The organism is Actinoalloteichus sp. AHMU CJ021 (genome assembly GCF_002895405.1).
GTDB classification, from domain to species: domain Bacteria; phylum Actinomycetota; class Actinomycetes; order Mycobacteriales; family Pseudonocardiaceae; genus Actinoalloteichus_B; species Actinoalloteichus_B caeruleus.
The window spans coordinates 377,406-396,665 of record NZ_CP025990.1 but is presented as its reverse complement, the minus strand read 5'-3'; the positions used below and the strand labels follow the sequence as shown (position 1 = coordinate 396,665).

Genomic DNA, 19,260 nt, shown 5'->3' with positions numbered 1-19,260 from the left:
CCGGTGGTGTCCCCGTACCGGGCCGCACCGGCCACCCCACCCCCGGCCTCTCCCCGGGGTGGGCTGCTTTGCCGCGCCGCGGCGACCGAGGACGGCCCGGGGCACCGCGACCCGGCACGCGACCGGTCGGGTCACAGGTCCAGCCACATGATCCGCAGGCCGACGTCACCGTGCTCGGGGTGGCGGAACGCCCCGGGGGCGACCCCGAGCGTGACGAAACCCAGGCTCTCGTAGAGGCGGACCGCGCTCGTGTTGGTGTCGACCACGGCGTTGAACTGGACCGCCGCGAAACCGTTCTCCCGCGCCCAACCGATCAGGTCGGTGGTGAGAGCACGCCCGACGCCCGCGCCCCGCGCCGCCCGGGCGACCATCAGACTGCCGGACGCCACGTGGCTGCCAGGACCCGGACGGTTGGCGTACATGTTCGCGGTGCCGAGCACCCGGTCGCCGTCGGCGGCGACGACCGTCCTGGCCGGTGCCGGCAGCAGCCACATCCGCCGGGCGTCGTCCGCGCCCATGCCGGGGTCGTAGGGGAGGGTTCGCGCCTCGGTGACGACGTCCTCGACGATGGGCCAGATCCGGGGCCAGTCGTCAAGCCGCGCCGGGCGGATCGTGAAGTCCGGCGTGGCCGGCCGCCGGTCAGCCACGAGGCCCACCGCCGACGTGGAGGGCCCGACCGCTCGTGGGGTCGGCGTCCTCCACGCGGTCGAGCGCGGCGACGTGGTGGCCGTGGTTCGGGAGGGCGGGGGCGATACCAGCCGCGATGCGCGCGCCGCCACCCGTGAGGGGAGCCACTCGTGTTGACACGGGGCCATCCTGGCCGCTGCGACGGCGTCCCACCACCGGTTTCTCGGCCGAACCGAGCCGGCCTCGCCCCACCGCCGTCCCGGGGTCGTCGGAGGCACCGACGGGCTGGCCCCGTCCGCTGCCACCGGTGGCCGTGGCGCCTCGCCGACCTGCTGACGCCCCTTCGGCCCGCCGCTGGCACCACCCGGGCGGTGGCAGGACTGGTCGGGGCGGGCGGAACCCGGTCAGGCCAGCGCCGCCAGCTGGCGTTCGATCTCGCGGCGGCCCAGGGACCGCAGGTGCACCTCGTCGGGGCCGTCGGCGATCCGAAGCGACCTCGCGATCGCCCAGAACCGGGCCAACGGCAGGTCCTGGCTCACCCCCGCCGCCCCGTGGATCTGCACCGCCCTGTCCACCACCCACTCCACCGCCCGGGGGACGGCGATCTTGATGCCCTGGATCTCGTCGCGGGCGGCCCGGTTGCCCTCCCGGTCCATCAGCCACGCCGCCCGGAGCACCAGCAGCCGGCACTGGTCGATCCGCACCCTCGACTCGGCCACCCACTCCCGCACCACGCCCTGGTCGGACAGCCGGCGGCCGAAGGTCGTGCGGGTCGCGGCCCGCGCGCAGGCCAGTTCTACCGCGCGTTCGGCCATGCCGAGCAGCCGCATGCAGTGGTGCACCCGCCCCGGGCCCAGTCGGGCCTGGGCGATCGCGAAACCCGAGCCGGGCTCGCCCAACAGGTTGGCGGCCGGGACCCGCACGTCCTCGAACAGGATCTCGGCGTGCCCGCCGTGGTCGTCGTCGGAGTACCCGAACTGGCTCATGCCGCGCCGCACCGTCACACCCGGCGTGCCGGTCGGCACCAGGACCATGCTGTGCCGTTCCCGTGCCGGACCGTCCTCCGAGGTCCTGCCGAGGACGATCAGCAGTTCGCACTCGGGGGAGAGCGCCCCGGAGACGAACCACTTGCGCCCGTTGACGACGTACTCGGCGCCGACCCGTTCCACCGTGGTGGCGATGTTCGTGGCGTCGGAGGAACCGACGTCCGGTTCGGTCATGGCGAAGGCCGACCTGATCCGCGCGTCCAGCAGCGGTGCCAGCCACCGCCGCCGTTGGTCCTCGGTGCCCGCCAACGCCAGGATCTCCATGTTCCCGGTGTCGGGAGCGGCGCAGTTCAGCGCGGCCGGCGCGAGGCGGGGGCTGCGGCCGGTGATCTCGGCCAGCGGCGCGTACTGGAGGGTGGTCAGCCCGGCGCCGTGCTCCCCGGGCAGGAACAGGTTCCACAGCCCGCGCCGCCGGGCCTCCGCCCGCAGCTCGGCGAGCAGCGGCGGCGGCCCCCACTCCGGCCCCGGGTCGGCCTCGCCCCGGGCCAGGGCCTCCTCGGCGGGGTGCACGTGCTCGGCCATGAAGCCCCGCAGGCGGTCGGCCAGCTCGCGGGTGCGCTCGTCGTGGGCGAAGTCCATCGGTTTTCCTCCTCGGGAGCGGGGTCACGGGGGCGGGGGACGCCCGGGTTCGGCACGCGGCGTCGGGCGTCGACGCGGGCGAGGGGGCGGAACGCCGTCGTCGCCGGAACGACCCAGCGGAGACGGACCCGCCGTCCGCCGTGGACGGAACGGACACCGGGACGGGGTGGATCGGCCACCGGCGGGGGTGCCCGGGGGCCGGGGGTCAGGCCGGGCGGAGGGTGTGGCCGCCGTCGAGCACGAGGGTCTGCCCGGTGATCCAGGACGCGTCGTCGGACACCAGGAACGCGGCGGCCGAGGCGACGTCCGCCGGATCCCCCAACCTGCCCAGCGGGTAGGCCGAGGTCACCCGGTCCTCACGGCCCTCGTAGAGGGCGGCGGCGAAGCGGGTGCGCACCACGGCCGGGGCCACGGCGTTGACCCGGACCCGGGGCGCGAGTTCCACGGCCAGCTGACCGGTCAGGCGGATCAGCGCCGCCTTGCTCGCCCCGTACACCCCGAGGCCGGGGGAGGTGTCCAACCCGGCGATCGAGGCGACGTTCAGCACGGCGCCGCCGTGCTCGCCCAGCCAGGCCTGGTGCGCCTCCGACACCCAGCCCAGGGCGGCGAACACGTTGACCTCGAAGGTCTTGCGGACGGCGTCGAGGCCGGCGGTCAGCAGCGGCCCCCGCACCGGGTTGGTGCCCGCGTTGTTGACCAGCACGTCGAGCCGGCCGAACCGTTCCACGGTGCGGCGCACCGCCTCCGCGCGGTGCTCGGCGTCGTGGCTGCGGCCCGGGACGGCGAGCACCCGGTCCGGGCCGCCGAGGTCGGCGGCGGCCTCCGCCAGCGGTTCGGCGTGCCGGGCGGTCACGCACACCCGAGCCCCCTCGGCGAGTAGGCGGCGGGCGATGGCCAACCCGATGCCCCGTCCGGCCCCGGTGACGAGCGCGACGCGACCGGCGAGGCGGGGGGTGCCGTCGGCGGTGGGGATCGGCACCGGCTCGTCGGGGTGGCCGGGGGTGCCGTCGGGACGGGGGTCCGAGGTCGTCACGGGTCCTCCTCGCGGGTCACGGGTCACTGGCTCGGGGTGTCGGGGCGGGCTGCCCTGGGATCAGCCGGGCGAGGTGCCGCCGGCCAGGTGCGGGTCAGCGGGCCGGAGGCGGCGTCGGAGCCGGCGCATCCCGTCCAGCCAGCGTTCCCGGTCCGTGGCCCGCCGGCGTTCGAACTCGCCGACCTCCGGATGGGGCAACACCAGGAACCGGCCGTGCCGCAACGCGTCCAACGCCTCGGCGGCCACGTCCTCGGCCGAGCGCACCCCACCCGCCGCCGTCGTGGCCGGTGCCCCGCCGTCGGAGCCGGTCAGCATCGGCGTCGCCACCCCCTGCGGGCACAGGCAGGACACCCGCACCCCCGCGTCGTGGTGTTCGATGGCCAGCCACTCGGCCACCGCCACCGCGCCGTGCTTGGTCACTGCGTAGGCGGCCGAGTCCAGGGTGGTCAGCAGACCGGCCGCCGAGGCGGTCACCAACAGGCGGCCCTCGCCCCGGGCGACCATCCCCGGCAGCACTCGGCGGGCGACGTGCACGTGGGCGGCCACGTGCACCAGCCACATCCGCTCCCACTCCTCCGGGGACCCCAGCAGGCGGCTGCCGGCGATCCCGGCGTTGGAGCAGAACACCGACACCGGTCCCAGCTCGGCCTCCACTCCGCTGATCGCCCGGTCCAGCGCCACCGGATCCGTCACGTCGAGGGCCAGGGGAACGCCGCGCCCGCCGGGCAGCGCGGCGGCGACCCGGGCGGCGGCGGCGGCGTCGAGGTCGGCGACCACGACGCGGGCGCCCTCCTCGGCGAGGCCGGACGCCAACGCCCGTCCGATGCCCGAGCCGCCGCCGGTGACGACGGCGAGCCGGCCGTGGAAGGAGAAGGACGATGTCATGGCCTGCCTTCCTGCGAGGGGAACGTCGGCGTGCCGCGTGGAGGACCCGGTGCGGGGACGGGGGCGGCCGGCCGGGAGCCGGCGGGGAGCGGGTCCGGGTGGTGGCCAGCCTAACGACGTCGGGCCCCGCCGCCATCCCACCGGGACGGGGCCCCAGCCGACCCCGACGGCCCTGTTCGGAGTGGGTTCACACTGGTCAGACCATGTCCGCTGTGGACAGGTGTCGGGGCGCGCCGCCCGGGTGCCGGCGTGGCATCCGCTGCCGGCGCACAGGCTTCCCGGCGCGGTGGTGTGCGCCGCGACAGCCGGCGAGGCCGGACCACCCCCGCCGTGTTCCGCTCACCCGCCGTCCAGGGCCCGGTGCCCGGCCACCGCCAGTGGGCGCACCAGGTCCCCGATGCCCTCGAAACCCGGTCCCGCCGTCCTGCCCTGCTGGTGCCGGTAGTGGATCCCCTCCAGGATCACCGCGAGCTTGAGGAAACCCAGCGCCACGTACCAGGGCAGACCGGCGGCGTCCCGCCCCGAACCGGCCACGTAGCGGGCCACCAGCTCGTCCTCGTCGGGGAACCCGGGCACCGTGCGGGCGTTCACCGGGTCCTGACCGTCCAGGGGGGCACGCCGCCCGTACACCAGCAGCATCCCCAGGTCCGTCAACGGATCACCCAGCGTGGACATCTCCCAGTCGAGCAGGGCCCGCACGGTCCCGTCCGGACCGAACACCGCGTTGTCCACCCGGAAGTCCCCGTGCACCAGGGTGGGGGCGGGGGAGACCGGGACCGCCGTGGCCAGCGCGGCACGCAGCCCGTCCAGCTCGGGTGTGGGACGGCTGCGTGACCCCTCCAACTGGCGCCACCACCGCCGCAGCTGGCGGTCCAGGAACCCGGACGGTCGGCCGAAGTCACCCAGGCCGACGGCGTCGACGTCGACCGCGTGCAGCTCCACCAGCCGGTCGACCAGGCACCCACCGACCCGGCGCGCGTGCCCGCCCCCGTGGCCCCGCAGCGAGCCCGCGTTCGGGACCTCGCCCTCGACGAACTCCATCACGAAGAACGGCGCGCCCAGCACCGCCGGGTCCCGGCACAGCAGGAAGGGGACCGGGGCCGGAACCGGGGTGCCGGTGAGGGCGGCGAGCACCCGGTGTTCCCGACCCATGTCGTGCGCGGTGGGCAGCACGTGCCCCAGCGGGGGCCGGCGCACCGCCCACCGCCGGACCCCGTCCCACACCAGGTAGGTCAGGTTGGACCGCCCCCCGGTCAGCAGCCGGGCCCCGAGCTCGCCCACCACGCCCCCCGGCAGGTGCTCCGCCAGGTGCGCGCGCAGTCGCGCGAGGTCCAGGCCCGGCGGTCCGGCGGCGTCGCCCCCGGGCAGGTGCGCACTGTCGTCATCGCTCATTCCCCGATCGTCGGGGCGATACCCGCCACCGGAGGCGAGGACTGTGGCGGCGCACACACTGGGCGGGACGGGTTTGGGCGGCCGCCATGACTTGGCATGCGCCGCTGGACCCCGCCGAACGGCCCGTGCTGTCGTCGTTGCCACCAGCCGGCCCACCGCCGCCGGCGCCGTCGGCGGGAACCGACGGGCCCGCACCACCCCACCCGCGAGCCGCCCGCGCCCGGCGGGCCGGACCACGCCGTGTCCGCGTGCACACCAGTCCCGACCAGCACCGGAGAGGAGGCCAGCCACCATGACCACCGACCCGCGCCCCACCACCCCCGCCGGCCTCCGCGTCGACCGGCTCGACATCCGCTACGGGCGGGCGCTGCCGGCCGTGCGCCAGGTGTGCCTGCACGTCGAACCCGGTTCGGTCGCCGCGCTGCTCGGCGCGAACGGGGCCGGCAAGAGCACCCTGCTGCGCGCCGTGTCGGGAACCCTGCCGCTGCACGGCGGTGCCGTGACCGGCGGAACCGTCGAGGTGGACGGGCGGCCGCTGGACTGGCGGGACGCGGCGTCCACGGTGGCGGCCGGCGTCGTGCAGGTCCCGGAGGGCCGCCGCGTCTTCCCCGCGCTGTCGGTGGCGGACAACCTCGACGCCGGCGCCCTCGGCCCGCGCTCGCCCCGGGGCGCCCGGCGACGCGCCGCCCGCGACGAGGTGTACGACCTGTTCCCCGTGCTGGCCCGGCGGCGCGGCCAACCCGCCGGCACCCTCTCCGGCGGTGAGCAGCAGATGCTCGCGATCGGCCGGGCGCTGATGGCCGCCCCCCGGCTGCTGCTGCTCGACGAACCCTCCCTGGGCCTGGCGCCCCGCGTGGTCCAGACCGTCGCCGAGGTCATCCGCCAGATCAACCGGAGCGGCGTCACCGTCGTGCTGGTCGAGCAGAACGCCGCCCTGGCCCTGGGGGTCGCCGACCACGCCCACGTCCTCGACCTGGGCCGGGTGCGGCTGTCCGGCGCGGCGGCCCAACTCGCCACCTCCGACGAGGTCCGGCGGCTCTACCTCGGGGAGGCACCCGACGCGTCGGAGCCCGAACCGACCGGGACCGGCGCCGAGGGGGACGTCGAACCGTCGGACCCGGACCACGGCGACCACGGCCCTCGGGCCCGCCGTGCCGACACCCGGCCAGCGGCGCCCGCTCGCGCCGAACCCGGCGGGAGTCCGGCCCTTCCGACCCCATCGGACCCGCGGGGCGTCGGCGACCGGGACCGCGAACCACCGATCCCGGGCCGGCCCGTCCACACCGGGCGGGCGGCGGTTCCGCTGCGGGTACGGTCGTTGACCGTCCGCTTCGCCGGACTGGTCGCCCTGGACGACGTGGACCTGACCGTCGAACCCGGCAGCCTGCACGCCGTCATCGGCCCCAACGGCGCCGGCAAGTCCACCTTCTTCAACGTGCTCTCCGGGGTGTGCCGCGCGGCGACCGGCAGCGTGGTCCTCGGTGACCACGACCTCACCCGCACCGCACCGCACCGGATCGCGGCGCTCGGCGTGGCCCGCACCTTCCAGAACGTCGTCCTCGCCCGGGGCACCGTCTCCGACAACCTGATGCTCGGCAGGCACGTCCTCACCCGAGCCGGGCTGCTCGCCTCCGCGTTGCGGCTGCCGGGCGCGGTCCGCGAGGAACGGACGCACCGCGCGCGGGTGCGGGAGGTCGCCGAGCTCGTCGGCCTCGGCGACCTGACCGACACCCCGGTGGACCTGCTGTCCTACGGGGACCGCAAACGCGTCGAACTCGCCAGGGCGCTGTGCATGGAACCCCGGCTGCTGCTGCTCGACGAACCGGTGGCCGGGATGAACGGGGCCGAACGGCGCCGCATGGTCGACCTCATCGCCCGGGTCCGCGCCGAACTCGCCCCGTCGATCCTGCTCGTCGAACACGACATGCCCCTGGTCATGGGCCTGGCCGACGAGGTCACCGTCCTCGACTTCGGCCGCAGCGTCGCCACCGGGCCACCCGAGCGGGTGCGCGGCGACCCGGCCGTGATCGCCGCCTACCTCGGTGGCGTCCCCGTCCCCGTCCCCGTCCCCGAGTCCGCCGCCGGCCCCGGCACGGCGACCGCCACGACCCTGCCGGAGGACCCCAGATGAGCGGCGTCGCGGACATCCTCGTCAACGGGTTGGCCCTCGGCTCGGTGTACGCGCTGATCGCCGTCGGGTTCGTCGTCGTGTTCACCGTGTCCGGGGTCATGAACTTCGCCCACGGCTCGCTGCTGCTGCTGGGCGGCTACCTGACCGCCGTCCTGCACCCGCACTGGGGTTTCCTCGCCGCCGTCACCGCCGCCGTCGCGGTCACGGCCGCCGGCGCCGGACTCGTCGAACTCGTCTGCGCCAGGGGACGCCACCTCGGCCAGGCCCACGTGCTGACGATCGTGACGATCGGCGTCGACATCCTGCTGCTGGCCGAACTGTCCCGGCTGATCGGATCCGACGTCCTCTCCCTCGGCGACCCCTGGGGAACCGGGGTCGTGCGCCTCGGTGGGACGGTCATCGCCCAGTCCCGCATCGCCTCGGTGCTCGTGGCGGTCCTGCTCATCGCGACCCTGTTCGCCCTGCTCCGCTGGTCGCGGTGGGGCCTGTCGCTGCGGGTGGTGACGGCCGACCGGGAGGCCGCCACCCTGATGGGGGTCCGGCTGCGCCGCGTCCGGGTCAGCGCCTGGTGCGTCGCCGGGGCGCTGGCCGCCGTCGCCGCCGTCTTCCTCGCAGCCTTCCCCACCCCGGGCCTGGACCGGGCCACCGGGCAGGTCGCGCTGGCCGCGTTCCCCGCCGCCGTGCTCGGCGGCCTGACCTCGGTGCCCGGTGCCCTGGTGGGCAGCGCGCTCATCGGGCTCACCGAGGCCACCGTCACCAGCTACCGCACCCACCTGGGAGAACTCGGCCAGTCGCTGGGTGACGTCGCCCCCTACCTGATCATGCTGCTGGTGCTGCTGGTCCGCCCGAACGGTCTGCTCGGAGCGAAGGAGACCACCCGTGTCTGAACCGGCGGTCGCCGACCCCACGGCCCCCACCGCGCCCCGCCAAAGCCTCCCGCCCCGTCGACCCCCGACCCGGGCACTGGCCACGGCCGCGCTGCTGCTCGCCCTGCTCGTGCTGCCGCTGTACCTGCCACCCACCTGGATGCAGACGGGCCTGTTCGCGATGGCCGCCGCCGTGGGCGCGATCGGGCTGACCCTGCTGTCCGGGGTGGCCGGCCAGCTCTCCCTCGGCCACGCCTTCTTCCTCGCCGTCGGCGCCTACGGCTACGCCTGGGCCTCCGGTGAACCCGGAGCGCCCGGCGCCGGGCCGGGCGGCCTCGGGTTGCCGACCTGGGCCGCGGCGGTGCTGGCCGTCCTGCTCGCCGGGATCGCCGGCGGCCTGTTCAGCCCCATCGCCGGTCGACTCCACGGCATGTACCTGGGATTGGCGACCCTGGCGTTGGTCTTCGTCGGACACCAGCTGCTGGTGGGCCTGCCCGAGATCACCGGTGGCCACCACGGCCGCTCCGTCGAACCCCTGACCCTGGGCAGCTTCGCCTTCGCCGACGACCCGCCCGGGCTCGTCGTGCTCGGCGTGCCCTTCGGCGGCCTGGAACGGCTCTGGTACCTGGGGTTGGTGGCGGTGCTCGCCGCGTTCCTGGTGGCCCGCAACCTGGTGCGCGGCCGACCGGGCCGGGCGTTCGGGGCGCTGCGCGACAGCCCCGTCGCCGCGTCGGTGTTCGGCGTGTCCACCACCCGGTTCCGGGCCGCCGCGTTCGTGGTGTCCTCCATGTACGCCGGGCTCGCCGGGGTGCTGCTGGCCCTGGCCTTCCGCCGGGTCGTCCCCGACTACTTCGGCCTCGCCCTGTCCATCGACTACCTCGCCATGATCATCATCGGCGGTCTGGGGTCCGTGGGCGGCGCCGTCGCCGGCGCCGTGTTCGTCACCGTGCTCCCGCAGCTGCTCACCCAGTACTCCGACCACCTCCCGCTGGTCGTCGCCCCCGGTTCCGGCCAGGCCGGCGTCACCCCCGCCGAGCTGTCCCGCTACCTGTACGGGCTCGCGATCGTCCTAGTGCTGCTGCTCACCCGCCGAGGCCTCGCCGGCCTCGCCGAGCGGCTGCTCCACGCCCGCAGCCGCGACACCCCGACAGCGGGCGGACCGACAGCGGCCGTCGTCCCCCACGGGCCGACCGCACCGGAGCCAGGACCGACCGGGCACCGCCCGGCTCGGCACGTCCCCACCCACCCCGGCCCAGCCCCCGCCGAACCCGGCGACCCCGCCGGGCCGGCCCGACCCGACCCCACCACCGGGCCGCTGGACCGTCCCGCCAAGGAGGACACCCCATGAGACGGACCCTTCCCACCTCCGGCGCGGCCGCCCTCGCCGTCCTGCTGACCCTCACCGCCTGCAGCTCCAAGGCCACCGGCACCCAGGGCGCGGACGGCGACGGCCCCTCGACCGGTCCCGGCGTCACCGACACCACCATCAGGCTCGGCGCGTTGACCGACCTCACCGGCCCGTACGCGGCGCTGAGCACCAGCATCGTCAACTCCCAGCAGCTCGCCGTCGAACAGATCAACGACGAGGGCGGGGTCTGCGGCCGCGACCTGGAGATCGTGGTCCGCGACCACGGCTACGACGTGCAACGGGCCACCGCCGGGTACGGCGAGATCGCCCCCGAGGTGGCCGCGATGCCGCAGCTGCTCGGCGCGCCCATGCTCGCCGCGCTCTCCGACGACATCGTCCGCGACGGCCTGCTGACCTTCCCCCAGAGCTGGGCGTCCAGCCTCCTCGGCCACCGCGAGATCCAGGTACCCGGCAACGTCTACGACATCGACCTCGTCAACGGCGTCGACTTCCTGCTCCGCACCGGACGCGTCGAACCGGGCGAGCGCATCGGCCACGTCTACCTCGACGACGACTACGGGCAGAACGCCGTCCTCGGCGCCCGCCACGCCGCCGAGGACGCGGGACTCACCCTCGTCGAGCAACGCGTTCGGGCCGGGGAGTCCGACCTCACCGGGCAGGCCGCCGCGCTCCGCTCCGCCGGCGTGACCGCCATCCTCACCAGCGTCGGACCCGCGCAACTCGCCTCCCTCGTCGGGGTCACCGCCTCATCGGGAGACCCCGTCCCCGTCGTCGGCAACACCCCCTCCTACGCCTCCCAACTGCTGGAGACCCCGGTCGCCGAGGCCCTGGAGGACCACTTCTTCCTCATCAGCGGCGCCCCCGCCGCGTCAAGCGACCTCCCCGGTGTCCGGGAACTCGTCGCCGCCTACCAGGAGCGCTACCCCGGGGACGACATCGACGGCGGCGCGCTCTCCGGCTACTCGACCATGCGGTCGCTGGCCGAGACCCTCGCCGCGGCCTGCGAACACGGCGACCTGACCAGGGAGGGCATCGTCGAGGCGCACCGCTCCCAGGACCTCGTCGACGTCGGCCTCGGGATGCCGATGGACTTCTCCGACCCCGCCCAACCGCCCTCCTCCGACTCCTACGTCCTCGCGCCCGCCCGGGGCGCCGACGGGGGCCTCGTCGAGGTCGAGGCGGCCAGCACCGCCGACGCCGTGGCCGACTACCCCCTGCCCACGAGCTGACCACCCCCAGCACCACCGCCCACCCGACGCGGGCCGAGCCGGGCCCCGCCCCGCCCCGCCCCGCCCGAAGCGGTACCCGGCCCGCCCACCACCACTGATCCGGAGCAGCTGATGGACCTCGCGCTGACCTACGAACAACAGGCCGTCCGGAACACCGTCCGCGACTTCGTCCGCAAGGAGGTGATGCCGCTGGAAGCCGAGGCGCTCCGCCGGGAACGTCGCGGCCTCCCCGGACTCGAACAGTCCGAACTGCGCGAACTCCAACAGCGCGCGAAGGCCTTCGGGTTCTGGGGGCTCGACACCCCCACCGAGTACGGGGGCATGGGCCTGCCCGCCGTCGACCAGTCCCTGGTGTGGACCGAGACCGGCCGTTCCTTCGTCCCCTTCCGGTTCGGCGGCAGCGCCGACAACATCCTCTACCACGGCAACGACGAACAACGGGCCGAATACCTGCTGCCCACGATCGCCGGCGACCGGGTCTCCTGCTTCGCCATCACCGAACCCGGCGCCGGCTCCGACGCCGCCAACATCCGGATGACCGCGCGGCGCGACGGGGACGACTGGGTCCTCAACGGCGAGAAGGTGTTCATCACCGGCGGCAACGAGGCCGACTTCGCCATCGTCGTGGCCGTCACCGACCCCGACGTCGGCGCGCGCGGCGGGTCCACCGCCTTCCTCGTCGACCGGGAGCGGGGCTGGACCTCGGAGTTCATCCAGACCATGGGCGAGGGGGGACCGGCCTCCCTCGTCTTCGACAACGTGCGCGTCCCCCACCGCAACGTCCTCGGCGAGGTGGGCCAGGGTTTCGAACTCGGCATGAAGTGGATCGGCAAGGGCCGCTACGCCATCCCGTCGCAGGGGCTGGGCATCGCCGAACGGGCCCTGGAGATGGCCATCGAGTACGCCAACACGCGCGAGACCTTCGGCCGCCCGATCGGGACGAACCAGGCGATCCAGTGGATGATCGCCGACTCGGAGGTCGAGATCGAGGCGGCCAGGGGGCTCGTGCTGCGCGCCGCCTGGACCGTCGACCAGGGTCGCGACCCCCGGCACAGCTCGGCGGCGGCGAAGCTGTTCGGCGCCGGCATGGTCAACCGGGTCGTGGACCGGGTGCTCCAGATCCACGGCGGCATGGGCTACACGCGCGAACTGCCCATCGAACGCTGGTACCGGCAGGTCCGGCTGTTCCGCATCTTCGAGGGCACCGACGAGATGCTGCGGTTGATCATCTCCCGAGACCTGTTGCGCGGCTACACCAGGGTCGGCGACCAACTCGGCTGACCGACCGACTGACCGACCGACTGACCCGACCAACCCGGACCGTGGGCGGGGGGTTCGAGGGGCGCTGGCCCGGCGTCCGGTGCGGCAGGCCACTCCAACCCGTTCCCCCGCGGGGCCGACCCGCGGCGACGCCGAGGACGTGAACGGCTCTGACATCAGCGCGCCCGGGCCGCCGCCCCACGGGCGGCCCCCGGCGGCGGCTGGCCGTCGCGCCACCAGCGGGACTCGCCACAGCGGGACCCGGCCGAGGGGCGACGCACACCGCCTCCCACCGCGAACGAGCCCGCCGCCGGCGGGCGCCCGCCTCGGCACCCGGCCGGGCACCGACAACACGCGGGGCGACCCCGCGACCTACGAACGAGGGAGGAAAGCGTGCGAGCGTGGCAGGTGCGGGAGACCGGCGAACCGAACCGAGTTCTCCAACTGGTCGACACACCCCAGCCGGAACCGTCCTGGGGCACCGTCGTCGTCCGGGTCAGGGCGGCCGCCGTCAACTTCGCCGACGTGCTGCTCTGCCAGGGCCGCTACCAGGTGCGTCCGCCGCTGCCGTTCACCCCGGGCGTGGAACTCTGCGGCGACGTCGTCGCCGTGGGGGAAGGGGTCACCGACCGGCGGGTGGGGGAGCGGGTGATCGGCCTGGCCGCGCTCCCCCGGGGAGGCCTCGCCGAGTACACCGTCATGGAGGCCGCCACGGTGTTCCCCGCCCCCGACTCGCTGGACGACGAGGAGGCCGCCGTCTTCTTCATCGGCTACCAGACCGGCTGGTTCGGACTCCACCACCGCGCCACCATCCAACCCGGCGACGTGCTGCTGGTGCATGCCGCCGCCGGCGGCGTCGGCAGCGCCGCCGTCCAACTCGGCCGGGCCGCCGGGGCCACCGTCATCGGCGTGGTCGGCAACGAGCGGAAGGTCGAGGTCGCCAGGGCGATGGGCGCTCACGTCGTCGTCAACCGCGCGCGGGAGGACCTGGTGGACGTCGTCAAGGACGTCACCGGAGGCCACGGCGCCAACGTCGTCTACGACCCCGTCGGCGGCGACTCCTACCAGCGCTCCACGAAGTGCGTCGCCTTCGAGGGGCGGATCGTCGTCGTCGGCTTCGCCGGCGGCACCATCCCCCAGCCCGCGTTGAACCACGCCCTGCTCAAGAACTACTCCATCGTCGGCCTGCACTGGGGCCTCTACGCCCGACGCGACCGGGAAGCCGTGGCCCAGGCCCACTCCCAGCTCACCCGACTGGCCAACGAGGGCATCGCCCGACCCCGGGTGGGGGAACGCCTGCCGCTGTCCGAGGCCGCCGCCGGGTTGCAGCGCCTCGCCGAGGGCAACACGGTCGGCCGGCTGGCGGTCTCCCCCGGACTGGGCTGAACCCGGGACAGGCGCCCGCCGGCCCGGAGGCCCGACCGGCGTCCGAGCCAGGCGAAGGCCTCCGCCGGAGCCGGAGAGGAGGGGAGGGGAGGGGAGGGGAGACCGCCCGGTTCATCCGGTGGCGTCCCGCAGCCGGGGCGCCACCGACTCCCGCCCGGGCGGAGGCCCCCGGGAAACCCTGTCGTCGTCCGGACGGCCGGGCGGTCGGGGCTGGTCAACCCGGGTCGACCGGGCGAGCCGGCGCGGCGGGAGGCGGCGCAGCGGGCCACTCAGCGGGGCACGCGCGCCAGGAAGTCGCGCACGTACCCCGCGACGACCTCCAGGTGGCTCTCCAGCAGGAAGTGGCCGCCGTCGACCAGTCGCACTTCCGCGTCCTCCGCGTCGCGGGCGAACGCGCGGGCACCAGCCGGCCCGAAGATCTCGTCGTTGGCTCCCCACACGGCCAGCACCGGGACCCGGCTGGTGCGCAGGTACTCGTGCAGCAGCGGGTAGAGCGGCCGGTTGTTCGAGTAGTCGCGGAACAGCGCCAACTGGACCTCGTCGTTGCCCTCGCGGGAGACCAGGGCGAAGTCGTGCGTCCAGGTGTCCGGGCTCACCACGCTGGGGTCGGGTACGCCGTGCAGGTACTGCCAGCGGATGGCGTCGAGGCTCAGCGCGGCGCGGACGGCGGGCTCGGTGCGGGGGCCCGGATCCGCCCCGTACGCCCAGAGGTCGTTCCAGAACGACTCGACGAACCCGTCCTCGTAGCCGTTGCCGTTCTGCGTGACCAGGGCGGAGATCCGCGTGGGACTCCGGAGGGCGAGCCGCCAGCCGATGGGGGCCCCGTAGTCCTGCACGTAGAGGGCGTAGCGGTCCAGGCCCAACTGGTCGAGCAACCCGGCGGTCAGGTCGGCGAGGGCGTCGAAGGTGTAGGTGAAGTCCTCCACCGCCGGGGCGTCGGAGTGGCCGAAGCCGAGGTGGTCCGGCGCGATGACGTGGTAGTCGCCGGCTAGCAGCGGGATGAGCTCGCGGAACATGAACGAGCTCGTCGGGAAACCGTGCAGCAGGACGATCGTGGGGGCGTCGGCGGGGCCGGCCTCTCGGTAGAAGATCTCGTGGCCGTCGACCGTGGCGGTCCGGTGGTGCACCGAGCTCATATCTAACCTCTTTTATTGTTCGATCCGGTTAGTTGCTCGTCATGCAAGCACGGGATCGGATAACCTGTCAAAGGACTCGATGAGGTTAGGTGGTGTTCGGTGGACGCGCTGCTGGACCTGCTCAACAGCAGGCCACTGGTCAACGGCGAGGAACAGGACGCGCTCGGCGACCCGACCCGAGGCGCGCGCTGGGCACGGGACCACGGCGGCGACGGCAGCCCCGCGGAGCTGGCGCTGTTGCGCGCGGCGCGGGACGCCCTGCGGGACGTGGTGACCGGAGCGAGTTCGCCCGCCACGCTGGCGCCACTCCTCGAAGGGGTTCGCCAGATCCCGGAGGCCACGCCGGACGGTCTCCGCTGGACGCTCGAGACTCCCCCGCACGCCCGGCTGGCGGTCGAGATCGTCCTCGCCTGGGCGGCGACCGAGGAACACCAACCCGGCCGGCTCCGCCCCTGCGCCAACGACGGGTGCCAGCTGTTCCTGTTCGACCGCAGCCGCGCCAACCGCGCCCGCTGGTGTTCGATGGCCGTCTGCGGCAACCGCGAGAAGGCCCGCCGCCACTACGCCCGCACCCGCTGACCCGCCCCCGGTACGGGTCCGAACGCGCCTCCCACCCAGGTGAGGCCTGGTGGACCGCCAGAGGACAGCGCCGAACCAGGCCGAGACCGGCGGCCCCACCCCGCGGACGTGCGGCTCAGGGGCAGCACTCCGGCACATCCGGCGGGCGCGCGAGGGGAGGCGCGCACGCCCAGCCGGTCAGGCCGCCCTGGCACGCCCGAGCGTCGTGCCCACGGCCCTGCCCGGAGGCGGGCCGACCAGTGACACGCCCACCTCGGAGAAGCCGTGACCAGGAAGGAATCGTGCCCACTCGTCGGGGGAGTGGTCGTGCCGCATACCCGCGTCGCCAGGGCGTGGCCCCTGGCTTCCCGGCGGCAGGTGGGAGAACGCCAGAACTCCCCCGAGGATCATCCGTTCCCGCACGAGCGGCAGCAGGATGTCCGGGTCCGTGAACCAGACGGCACCGAAGATCGACAGCACCACTACGAACGTCCCCGCCGTCCACGAGGAAAGCGGTGGCCTCGGCCGCGCGGAACTCCACACCTGGCAGATGGCCCCAGCGTTCCCGCGCGACCTCCTCACGGGTGGGGGCGACGTCGACACCGACCCCGGTGGCTCCGAGGGTCACGAGGTGAGCGAGGTCGTCCCCCCTGCCCGATCCCAGGTCCAACACCGCGCGCCCGGCTACTGGACCGAGCACGGTCCCGTCCGGGCCGTGGTCGGCGTACTGGGTCCAGCGCAGCCAGGTCCTCGCCTCACGACCGGTGGTCGCCCTGCGGGGCTTTCCGCTCACCGCGCCGCGCCCCCAGAGCTCCACCAGCGACGACGACATGCGGACGGTTCCTTTCCTGCCGGAGGGGACGCGGGGTGCTCCCACGGCCAGCATGCGCCCGGCAGGTACTGATCGGCCAGCACACCACCCTCCTCGGCGAAACGACACGCCTCCTCCGTGTCCGCCACGACGCTCACCACCACCGAGACGTGGAACTCCTCGTCCAACTCCAGAGCTCCCTGGCAGACGCGAAGTCCAGATCGTTGGTGACGCGGGACGAGAACGCCCGACACCGAACCACTCGATCGGGCGTGGAATCAGGTCCAGGCATTGGACCAGCTGCCCGGTGCTGGTTACGGGATGGCGTGCCAGCGTGCTGTCCTGTCGCTCTCGCGCGGCACCACAACCCACGGAAGGGAACCGGATGACCAACGCCACCAGCACCTGCCCCGAGGACCTGCGCGAGCAGATGATCAACCACATCCGCACCGCCGGTCACCTGCCCTCCGAGCGCATCGAGCAGGCGTTCCGCGCCGTCCCCCGTCACCGGTTCGTGCCCGACGCCTCGGTCGAGGAGGCGTACGCCAACAAGGCGATCACCATCAAGCCCGGCAAGGACCGGCCGGCCAGCTGCATCTCCGTGCCCACGGTGGTGGCGATGATGCTCGGCCAACTCGATCCGCGCCCCGGAGAACACGTGCTGGAAATCGGTGCGGGAACCGGATACAACGCCGCCCTCCTCGCCGAACTCGTCGGACCGACCGGCAGCGTCACCACCGTCGACATCCACCCCGACGTCACCGACCACGCCCGCCGCACTCTGGCCGACACCGGCTACGACCGGGTGCGGGTGATCACCGGCGACGGCGCCCTGGGCGCACCGGACCATGCCCCCTACGACAAGGTCATCGTCACCGTCGGGCCGTGGGACCTGCCCCCGGCCTGGTTCGACCAGCTCGCCCCCGGCGGCACACTGGTAGTCCCGTCGCACTGGCGCGGGCAGGCCCGCAGCGTCGCCTTCACCCGTCAGGACACGCACCTGCGCGCGACCAACAGCCAGCTCTGCGGGTTCATCCCCATGATCGGCATCGTGCCCACCGGCGAGCGGACCGGCACGGTCGTCGAGAACGTCGTGCTGTACTGGGACACCGATCAGAACATCGACCCGGCCGCCCTGCACGAGGTGTTCACCGGACCCGAGAGCACCGTGTGGTCCGGCGCCTCCGTGGTCGCTGACGAGCCCTTCGACCACATCTGGCTTTGGCTGACCGCCATCGGACCCGGCACCTGCCGCCTCGACGCCGAAGACGAGGCTATCAAGGCTGGTCTCTGCCACCCCGCCTTCGCCTACCGCACGCCCGCGATCGTCGAGGGCGACTCCCTGGCCTACCTCACCAAGCCTCGCCCCATCGACCAGGACGGCGAACGCCGTTACGAACTCGGCGCCACCGGACACGGCCCCGCCGCCGCCCAACTCGCCGAGCGGCTGGTCGCCCAGATCCGCCGCTTCGACCGCGACCGCGCCGCCCAGCCCGTCATCACCGCCTACCCCGCCGGAACGGCCGACGAGAACCTGCCCACCGGCGTGATCATCGACAAGCACCACGTCCGCATGGTCGCCACGCCCTGACCGGTCACCGCCTCGGCGACGCCTCGCACCAAGAACGTGGCGCGCCCGGCCCGGTGGGGGCGGGTGCACCATGTCTGGCCGAGCAGCCCGTGGAACCGCGACTTCGACGGCGAACGGCGAGGGGCACGGACTCGCGGGTCGCCGCGTCCTGCGGTGAGGAACGAGCCGGGAACGCCCCCGCCAGCAGCGTGCCAGCTCGTAGGCCAGGCTGGTTCCTGGCGGCACGCGTCGGCGTCCGCCGGGCCGGCGGCCTGGACCTGCTGCTCACCGGGTAGCGCTCCCAGACCTCCACCAGCGACAACGACATGCGGACGGTTCCTTTCCTGCCGGAGGGGAGGCGAGGCGCGCTCCTGCGGCTAGCGTGCGCTCGGCAGGTACTGTTCGGCCAGCGCACCGGCCGCCTCGGCGAGACGACACGCCTCCTCCGTGTCCTCCACGAAGCTCACCATCACCGAGACGTGGACCTCCTCGTCCAACGCCAGCGCCACCTGGCACACGCGAGGGTCCAGATCGTCGGTGATGCGCAGTGCCCGTAGGGAGCCGACCTGGATCTCGTTCGCGGAGAAACCAGTCAGGTTGATCGTATCCACTCCCTTGTTCGCATCGAGTTGGAGCGTGAGGTTTCCCTGGCCGGTTGGAAGGGGCTCGTACCAGCACGAGTAAATGATTCCGAAATCGTCGAAGTGCGCGCTTTCCGGGTCAAATCCCAGTGCCGTCACCTCGTGCTCGGGAAGTACCTCACAGGGATGTGTGGCCTCGAGTTCCGCTCCGACGTCCCCGGGAGCCGTGTCCCCCGGAGGGCGCGAGGAAGTGGGAGGAGTCCCGGTGCCAACCGTGTTCTCCGGGATATCCGTGGAATCGATGGCTCTACCAGCGCTTTCCTGGGCACAAGCTGAGGCCGTGCACGCGGCGAGGGCCACCGCCGCCCACCGACTCGCCGGGCCGATTCGCAACATCGTCCTCCTCACCTGTCAATCTGGTTCATCGATGCGGCGCTGTCCTCGTCGGTCTGACTCGTCGCGCGCGCACTCGCCCGAATAGCGGAAGCGAGATCCCGCAGTGTTTCGATGTAGAGCAGTAGGTTTTCGTAGGCGGAGTCAGGGAAACCGGCTGCGGAGGCTTGATCCTGCTGGGACATCAGTTTCGCCACCGGGCTCGAACCCAGCTTCACGTCCTGCCGCAAGAAACGGAAGTAGCCCAGTCGACGTTCTGCTCGGTCAGCGATGGCATCAACCTTGGTGGCCATTGCTTCGGCGCTGTCCCGGTCGATCGAGACCTTGCCTGCGGCCGCTGCGACCTTGAACTGATGGACGCTACCCGTCATCTTCCGCGTCACGGCAGAGGTGTCACCACCACCGTCG

The 19,260-nt window shown here is 73.7% G+C and carries 18 protein-coding genes; 8 read left to right on the top strand and 10 right to left on the bottom strand.

Annotated features, from left to right (window positions below):
* Positions 1-131 precede the first annotated feature (131 nt).
* The 6 genes from C1701_RS01305 to C1701_RS01285 form a co-directional block, all read right to left on the bottom strand.
* Positions 132-647 carry a GNAT family N-acetyltransferase gene (locus tag C1701_RS01305; protein ID WP_051314366.1) on the bottom strand — a complete coding sequence of 172 codons (516 nt, stop codon included), beginning with the start codon at positions 645-647 and terminating at the stop codon, positions 132-134.
* Positions 640-807: a hypothetical protein gene (locus tag C1701_RS27020; protein WP_337662061.1), complete on the bottom strand. Its 168-nt coding sequence runs from the start codon at positions 805-807 to the stop codon at positions 640-642. Before C1701_RS27020 ends, C1701_RS01305 begins: the two co-directional genes overlap by 8 nt.
* A 224-nt stretch (positions 808-1,031) precedes the next feature.
* Positions 1,032-2,252: an acyl-CoA dehydrogenase family protein gene (locus tag C1701_RS01300; protein WP_103055357.1), complete on the bottom strand. Its 1,221-nt coding sequence runs from the start codon at positions 2,250-2,252 to the stop codon at positions 1,032-1,034.
* A 205-nt stretch (positions 2,253-2,457) separates the two neighbouring features.
* Positions 2,458-3,225, bottom strand: a complete 768-nt coding sequence (locus C1701_RS01295) for an SDR family oxidoreductase (RefSeq protein WP_026420439.1) — start codon at positions 3,223-3,225, stop codon at positions 2,458-2,460.
* A 120-nt stretch (positions 3,226-3,345) separates the two neighbouring features.
* A complete protein-coding gene (locus C1701_RS01290) occupies positions 3,346-4,170 on the bottom strand; it encodes an SDR family NAD(P)-dependent oxidoreductase (RefSeq protein ID WP_103055356.1) in 825 nt (274 codons plus the stop codon).
* A gap of 339 nt (positions 4,171-4,509) precedes the next feature.
* The gene (locus C1701_RS01285) at positions 4,510-5,562 is read right to left on the bottom strand and encodes a phosphotransferase family protein (protein WP_051314338.1); all 1,053 of its coding nucleotides are present in this window, start codon (positions 5,560-5,562) and stop codon (positions 4,510-4,512) included.
* Positions 5,563-5,854: 292 nt separating this feature from the next.
* Here C1701_RS01285 and C1701_RS01280 point away from each other — a divergent pair, with 292 nt between their 5' ends.
* The 6 genes from C1701_RS01280 to C1701_RS01255 all read left to right on the top strand — a co-directional run bounded on the left by C1701_RS01280 (position 5,855) and on the right by C1701_RS01255 (position 13,803).
* Positions 5,855-7,693 (top strand): ATP-binding cassette domain-containing protein, encoded by a 1,839-nt coding sequence (locus C1701_RS01280; protein ID WP_103055355.1) that lies wholly within the window; start codon positions 5,855-5,857, stop codon positions 7,691-7,693.
* The gene (locus tag C1701_RS01275; RefSeq protein ID WP_026420436.1) at positions 7,690-8,580 is read left to right on the top strand and encodes a branched-chain amino acid ABC transporter permease; all 891 of its coding nucleotides are present in this window, start codon (positions 7,690-7,692) and stop codon (positions 8,578-8,580) included. Before C1701_RS01280 ends, C1701_RS01275 begins: the two co-directional genes overlap by 4 nt.
* The gene (locus C1701_RS01270) at positions 8,573-9,907 is read left to right on the top strand and encodes a branched-chain amino acid ABC transporter permease (RefSeq protein ID WP_211237615.1); all 1,335 of its coding nucleotides are present in this window, start codon (positions 8,573-8,575) and stop codon (positions 9,905-9,907) included. The genes C1701_RS01275 and C1701_RS01270 overlap by 8 nt, the downstream gene beginning before the upstream one ends.
* Positions 9,904-11,157, top strand: a complete 1,254-nt coding sequence (locus C1701_RS01265; protein WP_026420435.1) for an ABC transporter substrate-binding protein — start codon at positions 9,904-9,906, stop codon at positions 11,155-11,157. Before C1701_RS01270 ends, C1701_RS01265 begins: the two co-directional genes overlap by 4 nt.
* A 111-nt stretch (positions 11,158-11,268) precedes the next feature.
* Positions 11,269-12,438 (top strand): acyl-CoA dehydrogenase family protein, encoded by a 1,170-nt coding sequence (locus C1701_RS01260; RefSeq protein ID WP_026420434.1) that lies wholly within the window; start codon positions 11,269-11,271, stop codon positions 12,436-12,438.
* Positions 12,439-12,810: 372 nt separating this feature from the next.
* Complete coding sequence (locus C1701_RS01255; RefSeq protein WP_026420433.1) at positions 12,811-13,803, top strand: NADPH:quinone oxidoreductase family protein; 993 nt, start codon at positions 12,811-12,813, stop codon at positions 13,801-13,803.
* Between the two features lie 269 nt (positions 13,804-14,072).
* Here the strand turns inward: C1701_RS01255 and C1701_RS01250 are convergent, their stop codons facing one another.
* Positions 14,073-14,939: an alpha/beta fold hydrolase gene (locus tag C1701_RS01250; RefSeq protein WP_026420432.1), complete on the bottom strand. Its 867-nt coding sequence runs from the start codon at positions 14,937-14,939 to the stop codon at positions 14,073-14,075.
* A gap of 99 nt (positions 14,940-15,038) precedes the next feature.
* On the opposite strand from C1701_RS01250, the gene C1701_RS01245 reads away from it, so the two are divergent.
* The gene (locus tag C1701_RS01245) at positions 15,039-15,518 is read left to right on the top strand and encodes a CGNR zinc finger domain-containing protein (RefSeq protein ID WP_026420431.1); all 480 of its coding nucleotides are present in this window, start codon (positions 15,039-15,041) and stop codon (positions 15,516-15,518) included.
* Between the two features lie 177 nt (positions 15,519-15,695).
* Here C1701_RS01245 and C1701_RS27015 read toward each other — a convergent pair whose 3' ends face one another.
* The gene (locus C1701_RS27015) at positions 15,696-15,977 is read right to left on the bottom strand and encodes a hypothetical protein (protein WP_211237614.1); all 282 of its coding nucleotides are present in this window, start codon (positions 15,975-15,977) and stop codon (positions 15,696-15,698) included.
* A 716-nt stretch (positions 15,978-16,693) separates the two neighbouring features.
* Between C1701_RS27015 and fxlM the strand changes: the two genes are divergently transcribed.
* The gene (gene fxlM, locus C1701_RS01235; protein ID WP_103055354.1) at positions 16,694-17,899 is read left to right on the top strand and encodes a methyltransferase, FxLD system; all 1,206 of its coding nucleotides are present in this window, start codon (positions 16,694-16,696) and stop codon (positions 17,897-17,899) included.
* A gap of 356 nt (positions 17,900-18,255) precedes the next feature.
* Here fxlM and C1701_RS01230 read toward each other — a convergent pair whose 3' ends face one another.
* Both C1701_RS01230 and C1701_RS01225 read right to left on the bottom strand, forming a co-directional pair.
* A complete protein-coding gene (locus tag C1701_RS01230) occupies positions 18,256-18,855 on the bottom strand; it encodes a DUF3558 family protein (RefSeq protein WP_103056918.1) in 600 nt (199 codons plus the stop codon).
* A gap of 8 nt (positions 18,856-18,863) precedes the next feature.
* Positions 18,864-19,235 carry a hypothetical protein gene (locus C1701_RS01225; protein ID WP_026420429.1) on the bottom strand — a complete coding sequence of 124 codons (372 nt, stop codon included), beginning with the start codon at positions 19,233-19,235 and terminating at the stop codon, positions 18,864-18,866.
* Positions 19,236-19,260 lie beyond the last annotated feature (25 nt).